This is a genomic window from Rhizobium favelukesii, from assembly GCF_000577275.2.
In the GTDB taxonomy this organism is placed as follows: domain Bacteria; phylum Pseudomonadota; class Alphaproteobacteria; order Rhizobiales; family Rhizobiaceae; genus Rhizobium; species Rhizobium favelukesii.
Map to the genome: position 1 here is coordinate 40,970 of NZ_HG916853.1, position 22,221 is coordinate 63,190.

At 58.3% G+C, this 22,221-nt stretch carries 16 protein-coding genes and 5 pseudogenes; 6 read left to right on the forward strand and 15 right to left on the reverse strand.

What is annotated here, in order from left to right; genetic code table 11:
- Nucleotides 1-93: 93 nt before the first annotated feature.
- The 6 genes and pseudogenes from LPU83_RS59355 to tnpA all read right to left on the reverse strand — a co-directional run.
- A pseudogene (locus LPU83_RS59355) lies at nucleotides 94-618 on the reverse strand (IS3 family transposase); the annotation flags it as partial.
- A gap of 311 nt (nucleotides 619-929) precedes the next feature.
- Nucleotides 930-1,961: an IS110 family RNA-guided transposase gene (locus LPU83_RS59360; protein ID WP_040680749.1), complete on the reverse strand. Its 1,032-nt coding sequence runs from the start codon at nucleotides 1,959-1,961 to the stop codon at nucleotides 930-932.
- Between the two features lie 131 nt (nucleotides 1,962-2,092).
- Nucleotides 2,093-2,640: pseudogene (locus tag LPU83_RS59365) on the reverse strand (IS3 family transposase); the annotation flags it as partial.
- A gap of 75 nt (nucleotides 2,641-2,715) precedes the next feature.
- Nucleotides 2,716-4,305 carry an IS66 family transposase gene (tnpC, locus tag LPU83_RS59370; protein WP_037069545.1) on the reverse strand — a complete coding sequence of 530 codons (1,590 nt, stop codon included), beginning with the start codon at nucleotides 4,303-4,305 and terminating at the stop codon, nucleotides 2,716-2,718.
- A 54-nt stretch (nucleotides 4,306-4,359) separates the two neighbouring features.
- Nucleotides 4,360-4,713 (reverse strand): IS66 family insertion sequence element accessory protein TnpB, encoded by a 354-nt coding sequence (gene tnpB / locus LPU83_RS59375; protein ID WP_037069548.1) that lies wholly within the window; start codon nucleotides 4,711-4,713, stop codon nucleotides 4,360-4,362.
- On the reverse strand, nucleotides 4,694-5,113 hold the full coding sequence (gene tnpA, locus LPU83_RS59380; RefSeq protein ID WP_037069550.1) for an IS66-like element accessory protein TnpA: 420 nt from the start codon (nucleotides 5,111-5,113) through the stop codon (nucleotides 4,694-4,696). The genes tnpB and tnpA overlap by 20 nt, the downstream gene beginning before the upstream one ends.
- 274 nt (nucleotides 5,114-5,387) lie before the next feature.
- On the opposite strand from tnpA, the gene LPU83_RS59390 reads away from it, so the two are divergent.
- Both LPU83_RS59390 and LPU83_RS59395 read left to right on the forward strand, forming a co-directional pair.
- Nucleotides 5,388-6,050 carry a P-loop ATPase, Sll1717 family gene (locus LPU83_RS59390; protein WP_374046232.1) on the forward strand — a complete coding sequence of 221 codons (663 nt, stop codon included), beginning with the start codon at nucleotides 5,388-5,390 and terminating at the stop codon, nucleotides 6,048-6,050.
- On the forward strand, nucleotides 6,047-6,451 hold the full coding sequence (locus tag LPU83_RS59395) for a hypothetical protein (RefSeq protein WP_024319116.1): 405 nt from the start codon (nucleotides 6,047-6,049) through the stop codon (nucleotides 6,449-6,451). The genes LPU83_RS59390 and LPU83_RS59395 overlap by 4 nt, the downstream gene beginning before the upstream one ends.
- 102 nt (nucleotides 6,452-6,553) lie before the next feature.
- On the opposite strand, the gene LPU83_RS59400 is transcribed toward LPU83_RS59395, so the two are convergent.
- Nucleotides 6,554-7,507 (reverse strand): ParB/RepB/Spo0J family partition protein, encoded by a 954-nt coding sequence (locus LPU83_RS59400; protein ID WP_024319115.1) that lies wholly within the window; start codon nucleotides 7,505-7,507, stop codon nucleotides 6,554-6,556.
- Nucleotides 7,500-9,107, reverse strand: a complete 1,608-nt coding sequence (locus LPU83_RS59405) for a DUF2130 domain-containing protein (protein WP_024319114.1) — start codon at nucleotides 9,105-9,107, stop codon at nucleotides 7,500-7,502. Before LPU83_RS59405 ends, LPU83_RS59400 begins: the two co-directional genes overlap by 8 nt.
- A gap of 116 nt (nucleotides 9,108-9,223) precedes the next feature.
- On the opposite strand from LPU83_RS59405, the gene LPU83_RS59410 reads away from it, so the two are divergent.
- Complete coding sequence (locus tag LPU83_RS59410; RefSeq protein WP_037071631.1) at nucleotides 9,224-9,412, forward strand: hypothetical protein; 189 nt, start codon at nucleotides 9,224-9,226, stop codon at nucleotides 9,410-9,412.
- A 456-nt stretch (nucleotides 9,413-9,868) separates the two neighbouring features.
- On the opposite strand, the gene LPU83_RS59415 is transcribed toward LPU83_RS59410, so the two are convergent.
- The 5 genes and pseudogenes from LPU83_RS59415 to LPU83_RS59435 form a co-directional block, all read right to left on the reverse strand.
- Nucleotides 9,869-10,513, reverse strand: a complete 645-nt coding sequence (locus LPU83_RS59415; RefSeq protein WP_024319113.1) for an acyl-homoserine-lactone synthase — start codon at nucleotides 10,511-10,513, stop codon at nucleotides 9,869-9,871.
- Nucleotides 10,514-10,744: 231 nt separating this feature from the next.
- Nucleotides 10,745-11,805, reverse strand: a protein-coding gene (locus LPU83_RS59420) for an IS630 family transposase (protein WP_112334090.1) whose coding sequence is annotated in 2 segments (ribosomal slippage) — nucleotides 10,745-11,313 and nucleotides 11,313-11,805 — 1,062 coding nt in all. Because the reading frame shifts where the segments join, the coding sequence is not laid out codon by codon here.
- 401 nt (nucleotides 11,806-12,206) lie between these two features.
- Nucleotides 12,207-13,391 carry an IS91 family transposase gene (locus LPU83_RS59425; protein ID WP_082321227.1) on the reverse strand — a complete coding sequence of 395 codons (1,185 nt, stop codon included), beginning with the start codon at nucleotides 13,389-13,391 and terminating at the stop codon, nucleotides 12,207-12,209.
- A gap of 4 nt (nucleotides 13,392-13,395) precedes the next feature.
- A complete protein-coding gene (locus tag LPU83_RS59430; RefSeq protein WP_037069958.1) occupies nucleotides 13,396-14,259 on the reverse strand; it encodes a tyrosine-type recombinase/integrase in 864 nt (287 codons plus the stop codon).
- Nucleotides 14,260-14,391: 132 nt separating this feature from the next.
- Nucleotides 14,392-15,120: pseudogene (locus LPU83_RS59435) on the reverse strand (autoinducer binding domain-containing protein); the annotation flags it as partial.
- A gap of 1,031 nt (nucleotides 15,121-16,151) precedes the next feature.
- Here LPU83_RS59435 and LPU83_RS75880 point away from each other — a divergent pair.
- The 3 genes and pseudogenes from LPU83_RS75880 to LPU83_RS59450 all read left to right on the forward strand — a co-directional run bounded on the left by LPU83_RS75880 (nucleotide 16,152) and on the right by LPU83_RS59450 (nucleotide 21,330).
- Nucleotides 16,152-19,053: pseudogene (locus LPU83_RS75880) on the forward strand (Tn3 family transposase).
- 15 nt (nucleotides 19,054-19,068) lie between these two features.
- Nucleotides 19,069-20,637, forward strand: a complete 1,569-nt coding sequence (locus tag LPU83_RS59445; protein WP_024319003.1) for a hypothetical protein — start codon at nucleotides 19,069-19,071, stop codon at nucleotides 20,635-20,637.
- A gap of 141 nt (nucleotides 20,638-20,778) precedes the next feature.
- Nucleotides 20,779-21,330, forward strand: coding sequence for a recombinase family protein (locus LPU83_RS59450; protein WP_024319004.1), 552 nt, complete (start codon nucleotides 20,779-20,781; stop codon nucleotides 21,328-21,330).
- A gap of 165 nt (nucleotides 21,331-21,495) precedes the next feature.
- Here LPU83_RS59450 and LPU83_RS72835 read toward each other — a convergent pair whose 3' ends face one another.
- Together LPU83_RS72835 and LPU83_RS59460 are read right to left on the reverse strand one after the other, a co-directional pair.
- Nucleotides 21,496-21,636 (reverse strand): hypothetical protein, encoded by a 141-nt coding sequence (locus LPU83_RS72835; protein WP_162392087.1) that lies wholly within the window; start codon nucleotides 21,634-21,636, stop codon nucleotides 21,496-21,498.
- A 171-nt stretch (nucleotides 21,637-21,807) separates the two neighbouring features.
- Nucleotides 21,808-22,212 (reverse strand): annotated as a pseudogene (locus LPU83_RS59460) (radical SAM protein); the annotation flags it as partial.
- Between the last annotated feature and the right edge of the window lie 9 nt (nucleotides 22,213-22,221).

A 22,221-nucleotide genomic window follows, 5' to 3' on the forward strand; every position in this document is an offset into this window, starting at 1 on the left:
GTTGTAGACAATAGTGCCCGCGAGCACCTAATAGAGCTGGCTCGGTTTGTCTGAACAGTCCGTGGCGTTTCGTTAAGTGGATTTCCGCCTCGATTATGCTGCCACCATCATCGGTGTCAGCGCGTTGAAGTAAGCCTGATCCGGTGTTTGCCGGTCAAGGGATGAATGTGGGCGTCGGGTATTGTAAAAGGTCAGATACCGGCCGATCCCAGTGCGGGCCTCGGGCACGGTTTTGTAGGCATGTAGATAGACCTCCTCGTATTTGATCGAGCGCCAGAGCCGCTCGACGAAGACGTTGTCCCGCCAGGCTCCCTTTCCATCCATCGAGATTTCAATCCCGGCCGTCTTCAGCACCGTGATGAAGTCGATGGAGGTGAACTGCGATCCCTGATCGGTGTTGAATATGTCAGGCTTGCCGTATCGCGACAGCGCTTCCTCGACCGCCTCGATGCAAAAGGCCGTCTCCATCGTGATCGACAGCCGCCATGAAAGCACTCGGCGACTGAACCAATCGACGACAGCGCAGAGATAGACAAAGCCCCGCGCCATAGGGATGTAGCTGATGTCCATTGCCCAGACTTGATTGGGTTGTCTAATCGCATTCCGTTCGTCAAGGTATTTTTGGTATTCGGCGTCTTTGCCGTGTTGCGCGACAGGCAACGCGGCGTAAATGGGCTACTGTTTGGATCGGGGCCTCAGCGGCCATATTTTCTTCAGAGCTGTCCAGCGCCGGGAGCAGGGTTGTCTCCGCGGTCGACAAATGTCGCCGCACAATGGGTCTTCGCAGGGTGGACCTTCCTATGTCTGGTGCGCAGTCTCGAACGAGCTGCAGCCCAACTCAACGGAATGATCCAATCCACGTCCGCAGCAGGGACGCTCAGTGCCTCAAATCGGGTTTGACGCGCTGAGTTAGAAGGCTGGCACTTCGCTTATGCGGTGGCGCCAGCCAATGCGTTGAACACTTCTCCCGTCTTGAGCATGCTGTGCATGATGACCGCAAGCTTACGGGCGATCGCCACCGCAGCGCGCTTGAAGCCCAACCGCTCACGCAGTTTAAGCCCCCAGCTCTTGAGACTGCTCTCGTTCCTGGCACTGGTTCTCGTAAGGATCACAGTCGCCGCTTCATAAAGCAGTCCCCGCAGACGGTGGTCACCTCTTCGCGAGATGTGGCCGTCATAATCGACTTCGCCTGACTGGTAGCGCCGCGTTGTCAGCCCGAGCCAGGCGCCAACCGAGCGCGACGTTCGGAAGTTGTCTGGATCTTCAATCGCGGCGACATAGGAGACGGCGGTGACAGCGCCGATCCCCGGGATCGTCATCAACAGCTTCGTCGCCTGGCTTTTCCGCGCCGCTACGAGCAACTGGCGATCAAGATCGGCCGCGCGCTTGCGTATGTCGCGCCACGCCTCAAGCAGAGGCAATATGATCCATGCCAGGCCGTCATTCCCATCCAAAAACTCTCTTACATTGCTATCAAACACCCGACCTGTTCCTTTGGGGACGATCAGACCGAACGTCTTCATCAGGCCGCGGATCTGGTTGCTGAGCTGGGTTGAGATGCTCAAAAGCTGATTGCGGGCCGTCACCAGCGTGCGCGTCAGCATGCTGTCGAACGCTTTTACCCGGACCGCCTTGTAGAAGCCGGCTTCGGCCAGTTGCGCCAAGCCATCCGCATTATTGGCATCGGTCTTGTTGAGCGTCTCGTTCAAGACCTTTTGCGCGTGCCGCGCTTCAATGCAGATTGCCGGAACCCCTTCGGCCGTCAGCGCATGATAGAACCACGTCGACAGCGGCCCCGTCTCGAATACGACGCGCTTGGCGTTTGGCGCGTGCTTGCGGATCATCTGCGCCAAAAGTTTTGGGTCCGAAGGGCACTTCCCGCGCCATATCCGCTTCCCGTCTTCTCGGATCGAGATGGCGGTATCTTTCAACGAAACGTCGAGCCCTATATATCGGTCCATGGTTGCCTCCATTTGGTGTTTGGGCCCGGTACCAATCGAGAGCCCGTATTTCCATCTTATCGGGGGCAACCACCCTTGCCATCCGTAATTTATAGACTGGCCTGGGACGGTCGCGCCGCGATTACCCCATGTCTGGTGACCGCCAGCTTGCGTAGGAGATACGGATAGACCTTGTGCCCAGGTGCCGGTTTAGACGTGTTGGGGCGACGGTAAATCGCCTCAATGCCCATCTTCCTCATCAGCGTCGCGACGTGAAGCCGCCCTGTGACAAGCCCTTCTGCCTTCAAAAGCCCTTGCAACATCCGGCTTCCGGCGAACGGGTAGTCGAGGTGCAGTTCGTCGATCCGGCGCATCAGGGCCAGATCGCCGTCTGACACAGGACGTGGCGAATAATAGATGCTGCCACGACTGAAGCCGAGAAGCTTCGCCTGGCGAACGACCGATAGTTTGTGCTCGCGGTTGATCATTTCTTTCCGCTCAGCAATCCGGCTTTGCCGAGCGCACTTGATAAAAAATCATTCTCTAACGTCAGTTCCCCAATCTTGGCATGCAGCGTTTTGACATCGACGGTCGGGGCCGCAGATTCCGCTTTGGCTTCATCGCCAAAAACGCCCGTCGCCCCCTCAAGGAGCTGGTCTTTCCATTGCTTGATCTGATTGGCGTGCACGTCGAATTGCTGTAAGCGCGATTTTCGATGCGTATTGACGCCTGTTCCACACCGAACGGCGGATAGCATCGGTCGCGGTATCCGGCTCTATTCGGTCGTGGAGGTCTTGGAGAAGTTGAACGGGAGCAGGTCGCCGATGTCGGCATTCTCTTCGCGCTGTGGCAACTCGGTGAGTACGTGGCGCAGCCAGATCAGAGGGTCGACGCCACAGGCGCGGCATGTCAGCATCAGACTGTAAATCACAGCACTGGCCTTGGCTCCGTCAGCAGTGTCGCTGAACAGCCACGATTTTCTTCCGGTCGCAAAAACCCTGATGTCGCGTTCCAGGATGTTGTTATCGATCGGCATCCTGCCGTCGCTGGTGTAGCGCGTCAGATAATCCCATTGGTTCAGGGTGTAGGACACAGCATCGCCGAGCTTGGTATCCGGCACGACCTTCGGCGCGATGTTATCGAGCCACGTCTTGAGGGCGTTCAGGACAGGCAAACTGTGCTGTTGCCGGAAGCGGCGAATGCAGGCGGCCTGCGTTTCACCGGCGTCGGGCTTTATCTCTCGCGCCTGCCTCTCGATCCGGTAGAGCTGCTCGAAGAACCTGAGCGCTTGCTCCGGCGGGCCGCCGCCATTCTTTCTTGCCTTGAGGGCTTCGACGAAGCGCCGCCTGGAGTGAGCCATGCATCCGACATGGGTTGCGCCATGCAATGTGCGCCAGGCTGTGTAGCCATCGCTCACCAATATGCCGCGGTAGTCACCAAGGAAGGTCTGCGGGTGGATCTGGCCGCGCCCGGGCTGATAATCGAGCAGTACGATTGGCTGGTCACTGTCCTCGCCGCTGCGATAGGCCCACATGTACGATGTGCTGGTGGCCTCCTTGTCCTTTTCCTTGAGGACTTGAACCGTCGTCTCATCGCCATGAATGAGAGGCTGCGATCGCAACCGCAGTTTCAGCGCATCATAGATGCGGTGCAGATGCTTCTCGCTTGAGCCGATGACCCAGTGAGCGAGAGCGCCGCGGCTGATCGGAACACCAGCACGCTCGAATGTCTGAGCCACGCGGTAAAGCGGTGTGCCGTCGACGTATTTGTGGACGAGCGCGAAGGCTAACGTCGAGGCGGTAGCGATGCTGCCCGGCAGGGGCTGCGTCGGCATCGGTGCGATCACGACGGGTGTGTTGATCCCGGTGCGGTCGCAATGGCGGCAAGCGTACTTGAACCGCACATTCTGTAGGACCTTTGCCTTGACCTCGATATGGAGCTGCTCGGTAACAGCCTCGCCCATGCGATGCATCTGACCCTGGCAGCAGGGACAAGACTTCTGATCGTCGGGGAGGTCATATTCGACGCGCTCGCGTGGCAGGTCTTCTGGCAGAGGTCTGCGTCCACGCTTCTTTCCCGTTTGACCTTCTACCGCTGGCAGGCCGGTGTCCGGAAGCTCGACAACATCGCCTGCTTCGCTGCCATCCTCGACCGCAGCCTCTTCGGCCTCGTTGAAGAGACGATCAATGTGCTTTTCACTGCGGGGGGCAAAGCGATGGAGTTTTGCCAGTGCAAGCTCTTCTTCCAGCTTGACGACCCGCTGCGAGAGCGCTTCCTTCTCGGCTTTGAGCGCAGCGATTTCGGCAGCATTGGCTGCCAATTGCGCCATCAGTTCTGCAATGCTCGGTTCGCCGGTGCGAGTCATCAGATTCTTGAATCTGAACCGCCCAGCCGCGTCAACTGCTCAATTCGACATCCGTCAGCCGGCAATCTGATATTGCCGCACCGGATGGCGCACCATTGCGTCGATATCGATGCCATCGAGGATCCAGTGAAGCTGTTCTGTCGTCAGCATGACCACCGGCACCTCGCAACGGGGCCATCTGAACCTGTCCTCGGTCAACCGCTTCAGGACCATCACAAAACCGGAACGATCAAAAAACAGCAGCTTCATTCGGTCACGCCGGCGATTGCAGAAGGCAAAAACCGCAGGCGCAAACGGATCCAGCGCCATCGTCTCCTGGACCAGGACCGCCAGGCTGTTGATGCCCGCGCGGAAGTCGATCGGTTCGCGATGCAGGTAAACCTTGAGATCACCGCCCAGTCTGAACATGACCCAGCGCTCCTATGATTGCTTCCAGCACTTCCACACCGGCGCACTCGACGGTCAGGCTGACCCCGTTCGGCAGGAGTGCGCTCACCTTGGATGCGGGAAGGCACTGGCTCAATGGCTTGGTCTTCTTCAGATCGCCAGCAGAACCCGAGTGCATATCCGGAGCAATCTGAACCGGAACGAACGCCGAGGCCAAAGGCAATTGACGCTCCGCTCTGGACTTCTTCATCCACTTCCGGACGAGATTCGCATTGACGCCGTGCTCCAGCGCCAGCCGCGAGACCGAAACGCCGGGTTCTAAGCACGCCGCGACAAGCTGATCTCTCGACGCAGGGTCATATCGACGGCGGCCGTCGCGACCAACAAGCCGTACCTGCAGTTTAGGAGCATCTTCATCCATGATTTGGTGTCCACCTATTTTTTGGTGGACGCTTCATGCCTCACAGCACTCCGCTACAGAAGGCGCACAGAAATTAGCGCTTACGAATTGCTGGGATAATTCCACCAGCGTCTGTTCGCCCCGGATGGCTGCAAGCGCCACCTTCGCCTTAAAAGCCGGGCTATGATTCCGGCGCGGTCGTCTCGACATGCTCTCTCCTGTTTCCGGCATTTAAGCCAAAGTCAGGCAGAAATTCCACTTATACCGGCTGTACAGTTTTCCCGAGCCAGCTCTTATTACGGCGTTCTGGGAGTACCTTATCCTGTTGGAGGTAGCCTACAAGCTGCTGGAAAAGGACCAGAATACCTACCGGCACAATCACAACCTTAACCAGCTTTATACGGACCTGGAAGCGGTTTACCGCGCTCCTGATTTCTCCGCCGAGGGAGATTTTGCCGAGCGGCTATCCAATCTCTCGCAGCGCCTCATCAATGAATATAAGGCTCGATTTGATGGCCACGACGGGCAGCGGCTCAGTGCGGCCCAGGTAACACAGCTTCTTTATACCCACGATCTTCGCGATCTGCGACTGAAGGTATCCGAATACCTGGAATTTAAGGAATCTGTATGGGTGCTCTTCGATAACCTCGACCGTGGTTGGAACACACGAGGTCTTGATGCAATTGACGCCATCGTTTTGCGTTGCCTTGTCGATGCTGGACGGCGGCTGGAACGTGAAATGCGGCGGGACGGCCATAAATTCCACTGCCTCGTGTTTGTGCGGAACGATGTTTACGACCATCTGGTGAAACACAGCACAGACTACGGAAAGGAGTTGCGGGCAACGCTTGATTGGTCCGATCCCGATATGCTCCGCGAGATGTTTCGCCTTCGGCTCATCTCGGCACTGGACGGGGCCGAAGAAGTATTGAAGAGGCCGACATTGAAAAGGGCATGAAGGCATATTCCGAAGACCTTCTTCAGGAGCTTGACCGCGAATTAAGTGACGTCCATCCGGAGGCAAACGACCTTCTTTATTACTTCCTGGACGCTCGTAGCACGCTTTCGCCGACCGAGCTTGAGGTTATCCTGACCGCTGCCGGCATTTCCGCTGATCAGCAGGGGGAAGTGATCGACTTCCTGCTATACTACGGCGTGCTCGGCATTCGATCCGGTGGTGGGGACTACTTCATCTATGCCGTGAATTATGATCTTAAGATATTGAAGATCCGGGCTGGTCGCGACAAGTCACGTTATCAACCCGGCATTCTGGCCGGCGTTGAGTATCGTGCAGGACGCCTCACCATTGTTGGATGCCAGCCAGGTCCCTGCAATATCATCGGCGATCTCCGCGACTGAAAGGTAGCGAAAACTTGTTAGAGAAGGTGACGAGCTCAGCGGAAACCTTCCTAAAAACCATGTCAGAACAGTCCGTCGTCGGGCTGTTCTGATTGCGCGGGCTCACGAAAGCGCCTTGCGCAGTGACCGAAGGAGCGCCTCGGCGTCATCGATCTTTTTCAGGATGTCGGGGTCGCCCTTGAGATCCTGTAGAGTGGTCCATGGAACCCCCTTCATCGCTTCAACCGCTGCCTCCAGATCCCCGGACAATCCGCCCTTTGGCTTCTTCTCGGTGGGTCCCAGGCGCAACATTGCAGAATCGAGATCCCCCGCGTCGCTGAGGAAATGCGCGCGCGCCACCGGATCGGGGAGGATCGATCGCAGTTTGCGCAGGTCCTTGGAGTTGGTTATGCGCTTGTCGTTCACCTTCTTGACGACGGCCTCGACGATGCTGGGCGTGAACAGCTTCTTGCTGACCCCCATCATCTCACGCGCCCAGGTGATGGCTGCACTTGGATCGCGAAGGCTGGTGAACTTCTCCGACAGCTCGAAAATATCGACCAGTTTGTCGAGTTCCCGAACGGTGATCCCGAGTATGTTCGCGGCGCTGGCGCGTCCCATCAGGTCGACGAGGCGGTAGGCCACCATTTCCTTCTCTTTGGCGTCCCATTCCTTGCGCTGCCGATGGATATAGATCCACGCGCGAAGCCGATCCTCATCACTCAGGGTGCGGTCGGTAACCTCGATGGGCAGCTGGCGGAATTCTTCTTTTCCCTGCTCCACCAAGACCCGAGAATTCGTCCACCGGCGATCACCATCGATGATACGGAATTTTCCTGGGAAATCGGGATGGGGTTCTACGAGTAGTGGCTCAAACAAACCGCCATTGGCTTCGATCTGCCGTTGCAGTTCTTCGTCAACCTTGGGCCCGAGCCTCGGCTGCTTGTCATTGGGCAAGATGATATCGATGTCGGCCTTCGTGCGGTACGTCCGAAGAACGGTACGATCGAGCCGGCGTTCCTGAAGGTTGACGACGTTGTCGCGTTCGCGACCCGCCGCCGGGATCGTGTTATTCATTGTCCTGCTCCGATACCCGGGCCGTGCCGATGATCATGTCGATTTCGTTGCTCAGCTCGGCCTTCACTTTCTGCACTGATCGAATGAGTTCGCCCTGACGCTTCCAGACAGATTCGTGTGCCTTCTTTTCCTTAACCTGGATGTCGAGGAGGTCGTCCGTGTGAGTGTCGATCCGGGCAATCAGATCGCTGCAGCGCTCCGAGGTAATGAAGTCATAGAGCGCGGCCGTCTTCTGGGTCTTCTCCTCGCTGCTCATACGCAGAATATGGGTCTGCACGATGTGGTGGCGGATCAGCTGAACGAGAGCGACAACGCGAGCGGGATTGGCCAGCAGAACGCCATCCTGATGGTGCAGCTGCCGCGCGCCGGCCGGGAACTTGCTCGTAGATAGAATCGCATGTTCCGCCTTGGCTGCCATTTGGTCGGTTGCGAGCTTGGTGACGAAGTCGTTACGCCATGCGCCATGATTCTTCGAGTCGTAAATGATGGTGCCGCACTCTTTGCCGTTGTGGATCACTACATGGATAATGTCGGCGCCGGGCTGGCCTTTGTTGACGCGGTCGATCCTGTCGCCCTCGAACTCAGCCTTCAGCGCTTCGAACAGATCGACCTCGGCGCCCTCGCCAAGCTCCTCGTTGGTCTTTTTGTCGAGAGCCCGGGTCAGCTCCGCCACCTTTGCGGACAGCTTGAGCTTTTCCTCAAACGCGAGAGCCTTTTCGGCATTGACGGCCGCTGTCTGAGCGAGCTCGAACGCCTCGCGCTGCTCCTGGAGGCGCTGGTCCAGCAGGGCCTGATGGTCGGCGAGTTGCTTCTCGACCGTAGCCGCTTTGGCTTCCGCGTTTTTCTTCGCCTCTTCGAGCTCGGCGAGCCTGCTTTGGGCGGCCACAGCGGCAGCCTCAGAAGCTTCCGAACGGATTTCGATCTCGCGCGCCGCTGCGGACTCGATCAGTGCCGTGATCTTCGTTTCTGTCTCAGCCGTAACAGTGTCGAGCTGTGCCTTGAGGCTCTTCCCGGCCTCTTCAGCCTTCAGTCTCGCGGCCTCTGCAGACTCGACCCGCTCATTGGCCGCCGCTTCGGCGGCGACCTTGGCCTCGGCCCTAATACTGTCCTGCTTCGCAAGGGCCTCCTGCCGGACCGCCTCGATAGCGGCGTCGCGCTCCTGCTGCTCCTGGGCAAGCCGCTCCTCGAGAGCGACCCTCATTTGTTCTGCATTCTGCTTTTCGGCCTCCGCTTGCGTCACGCGGCTCAACAGGAGATCCTGAGCCTCTTTGCTGGCGAGTTCCGTCGCCGCGATCGCCTCCTGGGCTGCGGCTTCGGCGGCCTTGCGGCCCTCTTCGTGAGCGAGGACGGCTTTGGCGGCGCCTTCCTTGTTGGCCTTGTCGATGGCGTCGGCCTTCTCGCGTGAAAACTGTTCCTGGAGGCGGGCCGAGAGTTCCTCCGCAGTTTTCTTCTGTCGCGTCTCGATCCGCTCCTTAATCTCATCCATCTGGTCGTGCGGGATCTGCTGTTCACACAGCGGGCAAACCTCGTCGTGATCGTGCAGGAACGACGACGAGGGAACAGGATTCGCCTTTAGAAGGGGTGATGCTGACGCGGCCATCTTGATCTCCAGATGTTGCAAAAACTGGGACCTATTTTCTCCTACTTGATCCCGAAGTCAAGTGCTGATATTTATTGGACGTGGGCTCGCATCAGGCGCGCTCCGGAAAGGCAATCATGACTAAAACTTTTAAGCCGGGGCAGACTGCCCCTCGTTCTGGACAATACGGGATTCTCGGGACCCGTGGTGGAGATACCGGCAAAGAGCGCACCGTTACGCGCGGCGAGCCGATGCCGCCGACGCCGAAATCCGGCCAGACCTACAAGCTGGTCGATGCGACCCGGAACAAGAGCGGTCGCCCGTGAGCCGAAAAAGGACGGCGACCTTCTTTGGTCGCCGTCTCTTGCCGTAGCATTAGGCGGCACTGTCACCATCACGCGAACACCCCGTAAGCCTAGCGATCGAGGGCAGTTCAATTGGGACAGGCTGCCACCTGCTGAACCGGACTATTGGTAGAAAATCCCGTTCACTGAAACTCACTTCTGCAGATTCGGGAAATCTGATTCGTGTCTCGGCACTGTTACAGAGGGGTGGGAGGGAGACTCTCAGCACACCTCTGGAACCAAACTGCACTGTTTTCTCTCGTCTGAGCCAAGGCACTCTATCGGGCGGCGGACTATTGCCGCACTCCAAGCCATGTACCTATCATACCGCCATTCGAAAGAGGCGCAACGCAGTCCGCTTGCCAGCGTTAACGCAAGCCCAGGAAATTCCGCCGATGTGGCCGGAGAGCCGCGGTCGCGGCCCTCCGGAAGCCGACGTCAGGCGGCGCGGGCGGTTTTGAGCGACATCGGCCTTTCCAGAACCGGTCCACCGATTTGCGCGACGGCTTTCATCGTCTCCAGCAGTTCGGTCGTCACTTCCCAGGCGACGGCGACCGCATAGAGCGAGCCGATGCGCTGCGGGTCGCCGATGCGCTCGCCGGGGCAACCCATGCGGCGGAACATCCGCTCGAGGAAGACATCCGTCACGGTGACGATGTGGCTGAGGCCGGAGGACAGTCCGAGTTCACCGACGCCGCACATCAGTTCCGCCGCGGCGATCGTCACCTGATTTGAGCCGCGATCCTGTGAAATCTCCGGATCGATGCAGAAACGGCTCGACTCCCACACCGAGGCATCGCGAACCTCCGGATTATCCCCGAGCAGAATGGGGAAGGTATCGTCGAGCATATTGGGCCCAAGCGTCGGAAGCAGGCGCAGAGAGCCGCGCAGCCGTCCGGTCTGGTCAGAGTAGGAAAGCACATAAAGCGGGTTGGCGTCGTCGTAGTGGTCGACTTCCCAATCGCCGCGTACCGACACATCCCATTTCAGCAGATCGTGGAAGACGCGCTTTCGCAGCTTGAACATGGCGTCGATATCCTGGGGATACTGTTTGCGGCTGTTGCGGTTGAAAATCCTGATCATCTTTTTGCTCCTGTGATCTCGAAAGCGAGGAGCAAATGCTGTCAGTGATCGGCGTCCGGAAAAACTGTCGGTAGTGACAGGTTTCAAATGCACGCCAATATGTGGTGAAATCCAGTGCGTCCTTTTGGACGCACTGAACTGGCGATTGCGGGACTAGAAATGGGTTGGAGGCGTCTCGGACGGACTTCGCCGGCGAAGTCAGAAGGTCGGAATAATACCAACATGCATTGATCAAAACCGATGCGCCCACTCGCGCAGTCCAATGGACATTATCTTCCAGGGTTGCGCGACGAGTTTGTTCCAGGCGGCACAGCAGTGAGCGACGATGTCCTCGTAGTCTGTGAAGATGCGGTTCGACAGCCAGTTGTCCCTCATAAACTGCCAGACGTTTTCGACAGGGTTCAATTCAGGCGAACGCGGCGGCAAGAACAGCAATGTGATGTTGTCAGGGACGCTGAGCTTCGGCGTGACGTGCCATCCGGCTTGATCGAGGATGAGGACCGCGTGAGCGCCGTCATCGACTGCCTGGCTGATTTCCAGCAGATGTTGATTCATGGCGTCGGTATCGCAATAGGGCAATACGAGGCCCGCGCCCTTACCTTTCTTGGGGCAGATGGCACCGAAGATGTACGCCCACATCGTCCGTTGATCCAGCGGCGCTGAAGGTCGGGTGCCACGGCGAGCCCATCGGCGGGTGATCTTGTTTTTCTGACCTATGCGCGCCTCGTCGGCCCACCAGAGTTCGATCTCGGTATTCTTCGGGAGGCTGCTTCTGATGGCTGCCAATGCGGCAGGGAACTCTTTTTAAAAGCGTCCACTTCGGGTTCATTCTGGGCGTAGTGGCGCGGCCGGGCAGACAGCTTGGCAAAGCCGAGAGCCTTCAATTCGCGACCAACCGTGGTCTCGTCCATCGAGATCCGGAATTCCTGGAAGATCCATTGGACCAGATCCTTGCGCCGCCACCGAACGACACCGTGGATAGCCGGGATCGGACCACGCTCTACAATCTTGGCCAAGGCCTGGCGCTGATCATCATTCAGCTTGGGCCGATTGCCGGGAGCCTTGCCGTTGAGGAGCCCGGCCGACCCGTGCTCATTGAAACGAACGACCCAGTCGCGAACAATCTGCAAGGTCACGCCCCCGATCCGGGCCGCATCTGTACGCGAGCCGCCGTCATAAATTTCCGCCAACGCCAGAAGCCGCCGCGCTTGAGCGGCATCCTTGGTCCCTTTCGCGAACTGCCGCAGAGCAGGACCATCAAAATCATCGCGCAATGCAATCGCCGAACCCATTGCAAACCTCCCGTTTGCCCCATGGATTCAGATTTTCACCGATTCGGGAATCTGGAGGGTTATGTGAGGTCGGATAGGACAGTGGCGTCATACTCGGCCGACCTCACATAAGCCGGATTGAACGAAGGCGCGGGTTGTTTGGCACTATGGGGATTGCGTTCTGCGTCCGGTTCCGGCGCGGTGATGCGGTGGCCCTGAGGGCGCGCAATCAAGTGGCAGACGGCGAGGTTTTACATGATTGTCGAAGCGCAATGTCGCGGGTCGCTGTGCCGGTTGTGCCGATATGGATGCATTTGCGCCTACGGATCGAACATCTGGCCTGGTTCCAGGCAGCGACGATTGTCCGCCGGAACGGCGTCCAAGTCGGCGGGTGATATGGGTCGTCTGCCGATCGCCTGATGTCATGATGTGTCACATCGGAATGAAGATGACCGTGCTTGAGCGGGTCGGATGTTGGCCTTCATCCGACGCATCGGCCGGTCACATTCGGGGCATGTGAAGGGGTAGCCTTGATTTGGGTTGAGGCAATGCGGTTGCTCGGCCGACGTCGACCGCTGGCCCAGCAGGTCCCGACAGAGGGCGATGCGTTGCCGGCGATGGCTATTGGCGAGAAAGCCGAAGTGACGCATACGGTGAAAGCCGTCGGGTAGTACGTGGAGAAGGAAGCGCCGGATAAACTCGAGCGGGTCAAGGCGCATGATCTTCTCGCGATCATGTCCTTGGCGTCGATAGTCCTTCCACCGGAAGTCGACATGCTCGTCATCGGCACCGACGATACGACTGTTGGCGATGGCCACACGATGGGTGTATCTGCCGAGATAGGCGAGCACTTGGTCCGGTCCGCCAAACGGCGGCTTGGCGTAGACGACCCATTCACTGCGACGGGCGTGCGCGAGATGGCTGGTGAAAGCGGTGGGGTCGGCAAGGCGTGCAAGCGCGTTGGAGAAGCGAAGTTTACGCTGAGCGAAGGCGTCAGCAAGGGCCGTCAGAAAGAGCCGCCGGAAGACACGCGATAGAACTCGGACGGGCAAGAAAAAGCCCGGCCGGGATGCGATCCACTTTGACTTATCCGGTGAGAGACCGCCGCCTGGTATGACGCAGTGGACGTGGGGATGGTGGGTCATCGCCTGGCCCCAGGTGTGAAGCACGGCGATGATACCGATCTCGGCACCCAGCCGTTTAGGGTCGGCGGCGACCGTCTGCAGCGTCTGGGCTGCGATCCGCATCAGCAGTGCGTAGACGACCGCCTTGTTGTGGAAGGCTATCTCGGCGATGCCAGGCGGTAGTGTGAAGACCACATGGAAGTACTGGACCGGCAAGAGATCGCAGATGCGGGCCGCGACCCATCCCCTGCGAGCTATGCCCTGGCACTTCGGGCAGTGACGATTGCGGCAGGAATTATAGGAGATGCGAGTCGTGCCACACTCATCGCAGGCATCGACATGGCCGCCGAGCCTGGGTGTGCGGCAAGCTTCGATCGCGCCCATGACACGTCGTTCGCCACGACTAAGATGACCGGCGTTCTCTCGCCTGTAGCAGCCACCGTGTCGCCGAAAGATGTCGGCAACTTCGAAAGCGGGGCGCAACCGATTATGATACCGGCGGCGTCACCTCCAGTCGCAATCGGTCGAGCGGGCTTGCCGTGGAGCGGATCGTGTCGGTGGAAACCCGCGTGTAATGTGCCGTGCTCGACAGGTGTGCATGACCGAGCAGTACTTGGATAATACGAATATCGGTGCCGTTCTCCAGCAAGTGGGTGGCAAAACTGTGCCGCAATGTATGGATGGTGACCCGCTTGGCCAGTCCCGTTGCTGCAACCGCCGAACGACAAGCGGCATGCAACACCGTCGGCTCGATCGGCTTGTCAGGATTGCGTCCGGGAAAGAGCAGCGTCTTGGGCCTCGTCAAGCGCCAATAGCTGCGTAGGATGCCGAGCAGTTCCGGCGACAGCATGACGTAGCGGGCTTTGCCGCCCTTGCCATGGCGGATATGAATCACCATGCGCGAGCTGTCGATATCACCGATGCTTAGTCCGCAGACTTCCGAGACCCTGAGACCGGCTCCATAGGCGCAGGTTAGTGCCACACGCGCCTTCAGGCTGGAGACAGCTTCCAGGAATTGGACTACCTCGTCCGTCGACAGAACGATAGGTAGCTTCCGCGGTGCGCGGGCATAGGGGATGCGCTCCGGGATCTCATTCTGACCGAGCGTGACCCCATAAAAAAACCGCAGCGCGCAGACGATCTGGTTCAATGCCGCCCAGGATATTCCACCTGAGACAAGGTAGACTTGGAACGCGCGGACATCTTCAAGATCAAGCCGATCCGGCGAGTGGCCGAAATGGCGGCTGAACTTCTGGACGGCATTGATATAGGATCGTTGGGTGGCCGGAGACAGATTGCGGACCGTCATGTCCTCGATCATCCGGCGGCGAAGAGGGCTTATCTCGGCCATCTGGACCTCCTGTCTGAAGGGTGGGTTTGCAACACCCTCATCCTCTCAGCCAGGAGGCTCTTCTCAAAGCCCGCCGCAATTGCCGCGGTAGCGGCTTCGTTCAATCCCAAGTGAGTCGCACTCTGCGCTCGCTGGTATAAGATCGCGCCGGACGGCCTGGGCGACGGCCTGTGCGTTGGACACGACATTCAGCTTGCGCCGGGCATTGGTCATGAAGAAGCGGACGGTCCGTTCGGAGATGCCGAGGATGGTGCCGATCTCCCAATAGCTTTTGCCGGCAGCGGCCCAGCCAAGCACTTCGGTCTCACGGTTGGTGAGCGACCCGGCGTCGTGGTTCGAGAGCTCGATCCTGTTTTCGTTCTCCAGGAGGGCGGCATGAAAGAGATTGGCAAGCAACTGGAAATCACGCAGATGGCAGCGTCTATAGGCCGGCCACTCCTCGGCCGGGACATCGGCATGGATCGCCAAGAAAGCCAGCCGGCGTGGCGGCGCGGCAAGCGGCAGCGTGATGCCATTGACGCCAAGCCCATGATGGGCAGCCGCGGAAAAGAGTTGTTCGCTTTCGGGGTACAGTTTGCGCGCGGCCGCCCAGTCCACCGGTCTAATGCTGCCCATGGCCGACCGAAGGATCGGGTCGATCCGAAGAAATCCTTCATCAATATAAGTTCTGACTGCGCTCGCGCTGTAAGTATGGTGTAGTCTATGAACTACGAATCCCGACGTTAAGACATCAACGTCGACGTAAAGCAGATTTGCAATACTGAAGGTGCTGCGCATCAGGGCGAAAAACCGTTTTGCTTCAACGAGTTTCTCGTTTTCCATAATGTCCAGCAGGTCAAAGAATGCCCGTTGGTCAGTCATGTTGCAAATACCCTGTGAAACTCGGTTTACGCATACCGCATTTGGAACAGACCATTCTCTCTTGCAAATCGGTCAGCGACAATCCCCGCTGTGCAAAGTCGGACATCGTTTCGGGGGAATTACTGTTGCCCATAAGCAGCCTTGCCGATGCGGCCCCCTCCCCGAAAATACCTCCTTACCGCCCGGGGGCAAATTCCAGCATCTCACGCGCATGGCCAGTCCGGACTTAGCCCATGCCTCCAGCGTCGCCGTGCTTTCATCCATCGCGCAAGCCAGTTCGTGCAGCGCCGACAACTCCGCGAAAATCTGTGCCGGCTCCACCTTTTCGTCGCTATGAACTGAGCCGCTGTATAATATGAATTTCATCTCCTGTGGCGGGCCGGGCGTCCGCATCTTGTAGGCTGTTCCTCTGTCCCGGCGCACCGTCGCGACGTAGTCATAGACGTCCCCACTCACGCCGCCTCCAGTCGTGTTATATTCCAAGTGAAGCCGCCAGCCGCCACCGCGCGCGTCGCGCTCTTTCTCTAATGTCAGGGACTCATCCGGAGAACGCTCATAGTCCCAACCCCTTTGAAACCGTAGCCCAGCCATCAGCGGAACGCGGCAATGCTGATATCTCGCGATCTTCAGGACCATGTGCTCCACCTGTCGGAGCGTGTGCCCGCCGATAAACACTTCATCCTGTCGATTGCACGTAAAGCCCATCGCGTACCCTTTGCCGAGGCAATGCCACGGTTTGCAATTTTTGAACCGCCAAAAGCTCGGCCGCAAGACCGTCGCCCCTCAATCTTTTCCGCCTCGTCAGTCCGGAGGAGCCGCCGACATCCTCATCATCTATGGCCGCCTAGAGTGTCTTTTCGCCCTCAGCCGGAACTGACCCCTTCTAGGCGAGATCACCCGCGAGTTCTAGGCCCTGTCGGCTCGAAGCTGGGATTTTGGCCAAGTTGAAGAACGTTGTGGGAACATTGTCTCGCTAATTGACGAGTGATTTGCGGGGAATGACAGTCTGCTCCGAATTATGGAGTAGGCTGATGGGTTTGAGTATTTCGAATGAGGATTTTATCGGGCGTTGGAGCCTGAGCTTTTCCGACATGGATTTTGTGAACGGCAAGCCGGCCCCGGCGCGACTGGGATTGGCGGTTCAGCTTAAGTTCTTCGCCGCACACGGCTTTTTTGTACAGGACGACGCCTCGATCCCGATCGACAGCGTTTGCTGGCTGGCTGAGCAGCTTGACGTCGAATGTGACGCCGTGAACCAGTATGATTTCTCCGGCCGGACTGCGCGCCGGCATTGTGCCGAGATTTTGCAGTATCTCGGCTTTCGGCGCCTGAAACGGCCCGATCGGGAAGAGCTGACATTGTGGATCGCTGGCGAACTGTGTCCGACCGGGCGATCGGTTGGCGCCATGCTCGAGCAGGTTTTTCTTTGGTGGCGGGACCGTAGTATATACGGCCCGTCGCACAAGGAACTGGAACGCCTGGTGTTCGCAACGGCAACATTATCTCGACGACTGGTTGACCGGGGTGAGCGCTCGTCTTTCATCAAGCACGCTCGCATTGCTGGAAGCTTCTATTGCCGAGGCAGACGGCCAGACCGGCTTCAATACGATGAGGGGTGATGCTGGCCAGGCATCGCTCGACAACATCCTCAGCATGACGGCGAAACTTGCCTTCATTCAGAAACTTGATCTGCCACGGGATATCTTGTCGACGACCGGCAAAGCATGGGTGGAACAGATTGTCCGCCGTGTCGCCGGCGAAAAGGCCTGGGAGATGCGGCGGCACGCGCCGGCCAGACAAATCGGCCTCTATGCGATTTATCTCTTGTCGCGGGAAGCACAACTCACGGACGCCATGGTCGACCTGCTGATCGAGACGGTTCACAAGATCGGGACTCGTTCGAAACGCAAGGTGGTCGGCGATATCGCCAAGGATATCGAGCGGGTCTATGGCAAGGAACGGTTGCTGGTCGAGATTGCCAGCGCTTCGCTCGACGAGCCGGCAGGGCGCGTCTGCGATGTCATTTTCCCGATCGTCGGCAAGGACAAGCTGGAGGCGATCGTCAAGGAGAGCCAGGCAAAAGGGGCTCTCGACCGGCGCATATATAAGGTGATGCGCTCATCCTGGGCCAATCATTACCGGCGTATGCTGCCCAGCCTGCTTTCGGTTCTGGAATTCCGGTCGAACAACACCGTGTGGCGTCCGGTTCTGGCGGCGCTGGATTGGATCAGGAGCAAGGTGGATGATGGCTGCCGTTTTGTGCCGATGGAGGATTTGACGAGGTTATTCCTGCCAGGTGGCGCAGTTCCGTAATCGATGACGATGGCCGTGTGAACCGGATCAGCTACGAGCTTTGCGTCCTCACCCAGTTGCGTGACCGCATCCGTTCCAAGGAGATCTGGGTTGTCGGCGCGGACCGCTACCGGAACCCGGATGACGATCTACTCAAAGACTTCGAAATCCGCCGTGACGCCTATTACACAGGCCTGAACCTGACCCGGACGCGCGAGCGTTCACGGCTGGCATCCGTCAGGAGCTTGAGTATGAATTGCTACTTCTGAACGAAACGATCCCACGAAACGACAAGGTCCGGCTGCTGTGGCGCGGCGAAACACGCATATCGATCACACCGTTCAAGCCTCTACCGGAGCCGAAGGGACTTGAAGCGATCAAGGGCGAGATCGGTCAGCGCTGGCCGATGACAGGATTGCTCGACGTGTTGAAAGAAGCCGCACTCGATACCGGTCTGCTGGAGGCCTTCGAAACATCGGCGTCGAGAGTAGCCCTGTCGCGCGAGGCGCTGGATCGGCGGCTTCTGTTGTGCCTTTATGGTCTCGGCACGAATGCCGGGCTCAAGCGGGTCGCCGGCGCGACACCTGATGTCAGCTACGACGAGCTGCTGCATGTTCACCGCCGCTTCATCCATGCGCCGGCGCTGAGGGAGGCATGCGCACGGGTTGCAAACGCGACCCTGGCCATCCGCAATGCCGCCGTTTGGGGAGACGCCGGCACGGCATGCGCGTCCGATTCCACGAAGTTCGGCGCGTGGGATCGCAATCTCATGACGGAATGGCATGCCCGTTACGGCGGGCGTGGTGTCATGATCTATTGGCATGTCGAGAAACGCGCAACTTGCGTTTATTCCCAGCTCAAGCGGTGCTCTTCCTCGGAGGTCGCCTCCATGATCGAAGGTGTGCTGCGTCATTGCACCGATATGGAAATCCAGCGCCAATATGTCGACAGCCACGGTCAAAGCGCGGTCGGCTTCGCGTTTTGTCGGCTGCTCGGCTTTGAGCTCGCCCCGCGCCTGAAAGCCATTGCCCGCCAGAAGCTGGCGATCCCGGAGGCGGGAATGCGCGCAAGGCTGCCGAATCTCTTGCCGATCCTTTCTGGCGCAATCAACTGGGACGAAATCGAGCAGCAATATGACGAGATGGTCAAATACACCGCCGCCATGCAGACGAGAACGGCGGACCCGGAGGCGGTCCTGCGTCGTTTCGCCCGTGCCGAAGTGATGCACCCCGACCTACAAGGCGCTGAGCGAACTCGGCCGCGCGGTCAAGACGATCTTTCTATGCCGTTACCTTCGACAGGAAGCCTTCCGCCAGGAAATCCATGAAGGGCTGAATGTCGTCGAAAACTGGAACAGCGCTAATGGCTTCGTGTTTTTCGGCAAGGGCGGCGAGATCGCCACGAACCGGATCGATGAGCAGGAGATTTCCGCTCTGGCTTTGCACCTGCTGCAGGGCGTCACTGGTCTATGTGAACACCCGCATGCTGCAGACCGTCCTGGTGGAGCAGAAATGGGCTGATCGGATGACGCCGGAAGACTATCGTGGTCTCACGCCGCTGATCTACAGTCACGTCAACCCTTATGGCCGTTTCGATCTCGACTTGAAGAGCCGGATCGATTTTGATCGGCTGGCGGCATAATTTTTGGAGGCGCTAATGGTTAGAATTGCTGAAACATGCCTGAATGTTCTCTACCAACATGGGCTGTCGTCGGCGCAGTTCCAGTTTTGTTTCGAAAGAGCAAAGCATGATCTCCTGGCCGATGACATGGCCTGCGACGCCATCGTTGCGGAGGTTATGCAGTCCATGGAAGGTCATCCGGATTCGGCAACCTTGTTCGGATTGCTGCTGGATGAGGCCCGAATGGGCGTCGAGAATGACAGCCCATATGGAAAGGTTTTCCTGGAAAATGCGGAGAAGGCGATCAAGGCTCGCATTGCTACCGGTCCTGGCGAGCCACTTCACCGTTTGAAAATTGCTGGCCTGTATCGGCGTGCCGGTCTGCCCGTGCCAGACATATTGATGCTCGACCCGGTTGGCGAAAATCCCGCCGACGAGATCCCGATGCCGGATTTTGATGGCGCGCTTGCCGCTTTAGCGGCGGACGTTGAAGCTGAAGGCGGCGGTGCGTATGAGTTCTTCGGTGGCCTGGATGAGATGTCGGCAGGAATGCCGGAGGATGCCAAGGCCGCGTTTGTCCATCATCTGTTGAGCCTCGACAATCCCTTTCTGGAGCGCTGTGCGCTCTATTGGCTGGTGTCCGGCGCATCATTGACGCGAGAGGCCGTGGCCGCCGGCCTACGAGAAAGGCTCATGCGCGGGAAGCTGGAGCCTGAAACTTTATCCTACCTGCCGATCATTCGCGGCTGGTTGCCAGCGAGCTCCGCCCGGGCGGTTATCGATGACATTGGCAAGCTGGCTCTGCGACAAGGTCTCGCCGCAGATCCCCATAACAACAGGGCGGAGCCGATAGTCAGCGACATCATGGCGACCACCGCTGACGGTGTTGGGGCGCAAGGCCTAACGATTGTCGGAAGACTGCAAGCCCAGACAGTTGTCGCGATGATCCTGCTAAAAACCGGGTACGGCATCAAAGATGCCTTTGTCATTCGCTGCCGCTCAAAGCGCGAAGCCACCAACATCATCTCCTATGCCCGCCAGGAAGCAAACAGCGTCCGAATAGATCGAATGACTGCCGAGCTTCTGCTGGAGGCGGCTCTGGCGGATGGGATAGAAAACGGCCATCCACCAGCGCCAGGTTTCATTGACGTCATGGAGGCTTGCAGCTTGAGCCAATTGCGGCCCCAGGAAAGGGATCTGCAGGCTTTGCTGGATCACGTCGATCCGCAAAAGGAAATCCAGAATGCGACAGCGGCACAACTGGATCGGATGCTCCGCAATGAGCCCGCACTGGATGCGCTCGTCCCGTTCACCGACAGCTGGTTTGAAGACACAGGAGAAACACGCGGCATCATCCAAGGATCTCGGTCGGTGCGGACTGTTGAAAAAAGGATCTGGGCCTTTCTCGAAGGCCGGCGAGACATCTGGGCAAGGCGATTTCTGCAAACCGCGATCATTCTCAAATCGGCTAAGAAGGAGCGGCTGTCAAAAGCACTGGCGGCCGCTGCCTTCGCGCTTATGCACAAGCATCCTCTACAGGACATCCCGCTCGTGGAAGATATCGTTGTGACCACACTGGACGCAGGTGGCGGATCTCTGTGGTGAATATTTTGAGTATACCGTCGTGAACACTATCAATGAACAGGTCGAGACCGTGGTTTCCTGTTTATTTTGGGTCCAAAGTGAGATAATGAACAAATCGACACGATGGCACACCCAAATTGAACAGTTTGCATGGTATAGGACATGGCTCGTATCGGATATGCCCGTACATCCACAACAGACCAGAACCTTGCCGCGCAAATCGCGGCGCTCAGGAACGCCGGCTGCGAGGTCATCCGCGAGGAGCAGAAAAGTGGTGCCTCGCTCGAAGGCCGGCCGCAGCTGATGACCATTCTTGACTTCATCCATGCCGGCGAAAGCCTTATCATCACCCGCATCGACCGGCTGGCCAGATCGTTGCGAGATCTTCAGGTGGTAGTCGACCGCCTCAAGGCCAAGGGCGCGCATCTGGTAGCCACTGAGCAGCCCGTCGATACCTCCACAGCTGCCGGGAAGGCGTTCTTCGACATGCTCGGCGTCTTCGCGGAATTCGAAACTAACCTGCGGCGCGAGCGGCAGGTTGAGGGTATCGCCGCTGCCAGGAAACGTGGCATCTACAAAGGCCGCCCACCGAAGATTGACCGCGCAGAAATCCTGCTTCGGCTGCAACAGGGCCAGGGCCCCAGCAAGATCGCCCGCGATCTCGGCATATCGCGCGGCACGGTCTATCAGGTGCGTAAAGGTACTTCCGAATGAGCAAGGCCAACCGCATCACCCGCTTGACATCCGCCGCCTGCGAGCAAATCCAGGCCCGCATGTTTGAGGCTTGCAGTAAGATCGCCGCAGATCACGGACTGGTTATCGAAAGCGCCGGGTGGCGCGGCCAGGAGCCTGGCTTTTCGTTCGAACCTGCATTCCGCATCAGCATTCCCGCGCCAGACTGCGCAGCCAGACGGCAAGCCTCTCAATCTGGATAAAGAGATGTTCGCCCTGCTGGCCGAACAGTTCGGTCTGGAAGTTCGAACGCGAGTTTATCGCTGGCGGTGAGCGTTTCCGGATCACCGGCATTGATCCACGAAGACCTAAATATCCCATCTCCGTCAGCGTATTCCCGATCATCGCGGCTTCAAGTTCACCGCCGACAATGTGGCCATGCTGCTCAAAGCACAGGCCAAACCCTGACGTTCATGAAACGTTCTTCAACTTGGCCAAAATCCCAGCTTCGAGCCGACAGGCCTCGTCGCTGGGGTCCTGCAAATTGGTGCAGACAACAAACTCGCATTTATCGAATCTGGACCGACAGAAGTCGCGAACCTCCTTCAACACGTCTAAGCGAAGGAGTGGCTCGCCACCCTGAAACTCGACCTTGATCCTCTTCGTGGACAGTCCGTCCAGGAACCGGATCACCGCCTTCAGGGTCTCATCAGTCCAATCGAACCCCGGTGTTTTCTCATTTACCCTCGAGACCTGACAGTAGCCGCAGGCGAGGTTGCAGCGCAGGGACGGGACGAGAATAACGTAGTCGAGGTCACCGGGGGTGTAGAGACGGCTGGCGAACCGATATTCAAAACCTGCATAAGCGAGGTCGCCCGGTTCCTGAAATGCATGGCCGTTCGCTTCTAAAAATTCCGTATCGCCTTCAGTAAT

Excerpts from the sequence above, each read along its gene's own strand:
- LPU83_RS59360 (WP_040680749.1), bottom strand. The coding sequence starts at position 1,961 with ATGGACCGATATATAGGGCTCGACGTTTCGTTGAAAGATACCGCCATC.
- tnpC (WP_037069545.1), bottom strand. The coding sequence starts at position 4,305 with ATGACTCGCACCGGCGAACCGAGCATTGCAGAACTGATGGCGCAATTG.
- tnpB (WP_037069548.1), bottom strand. The coding sequence starts at position 4,713 with ATGTTCAGACTGGGCGGTGATCTCAAGGTTTACCTGCATCGCGAACCG.
- tnpA (WP_037069550.1), bottom strand. The coding sequence starts at position 5,113 with ATGGATGAAGATGCTCCTAAACTGCAGGTACGGCTTGTTGGTCGCGAC.
- LPU83_RS59395 (WP_024319116.1), top strand. The coding sequence starts at position 6,047 with ATGAAGGCATATTCCGAAGACCTTCTTCAGGAGCTTGACCGCGAATTA.
- LPU83_RS59400 (WP_024319115.1), bottom strand. The coding sequence starts at position 7,507 with ATGAATAACACGATCCCGGCGGCGGGTCGCGAACGCGACAACGTCGTC.
- LPU83_RS59405 (WP_024319114.1), bottom strand. The coding sequence starts at position 9,107 with ATGGCCGCGTCAGCATCACCCCTTCTAAAGGCGAATCCTGTTCCCTCG.
- LPU83_RS59410 (WP_037071631.1), top strand. The coding sequence starts at position 9,224 with ATGACTAAAACTTTTAAGCCGGGGCAGACTGCCCCTCGTTCTGGACAA.
- LPU83_RS59415 (WP_024319113.1), bottom strand. The coding sequence starts at position 10,513 with ATGATCAGGATTTTCAACCGCAACAGCCGCAAACAGTATCCCCAGGAT.
- LPU83_RS59430 (WP_037069958.1), bottom strand. The coding sequence starts at position 14,259 with ATGGCCGAGATAAGCCCTCTTCGCCGCCGGATGATCGAGGACATGACG.
- LPU83_RS59445 (WP_024319003.1), top strand. The coding sequence starts at position 19,069 with ATGGTTAGAATTGCTGAAACATGCCTGAATGTTCTCTACCAACATGGG.
- LPU83_RS59450 (WP_024319004.1), top strand. The coding sequence starts at position 20,779 with ATGGCTCGTATCGGATATGCCCGTACATCCACAACAGACCAGAACCTT.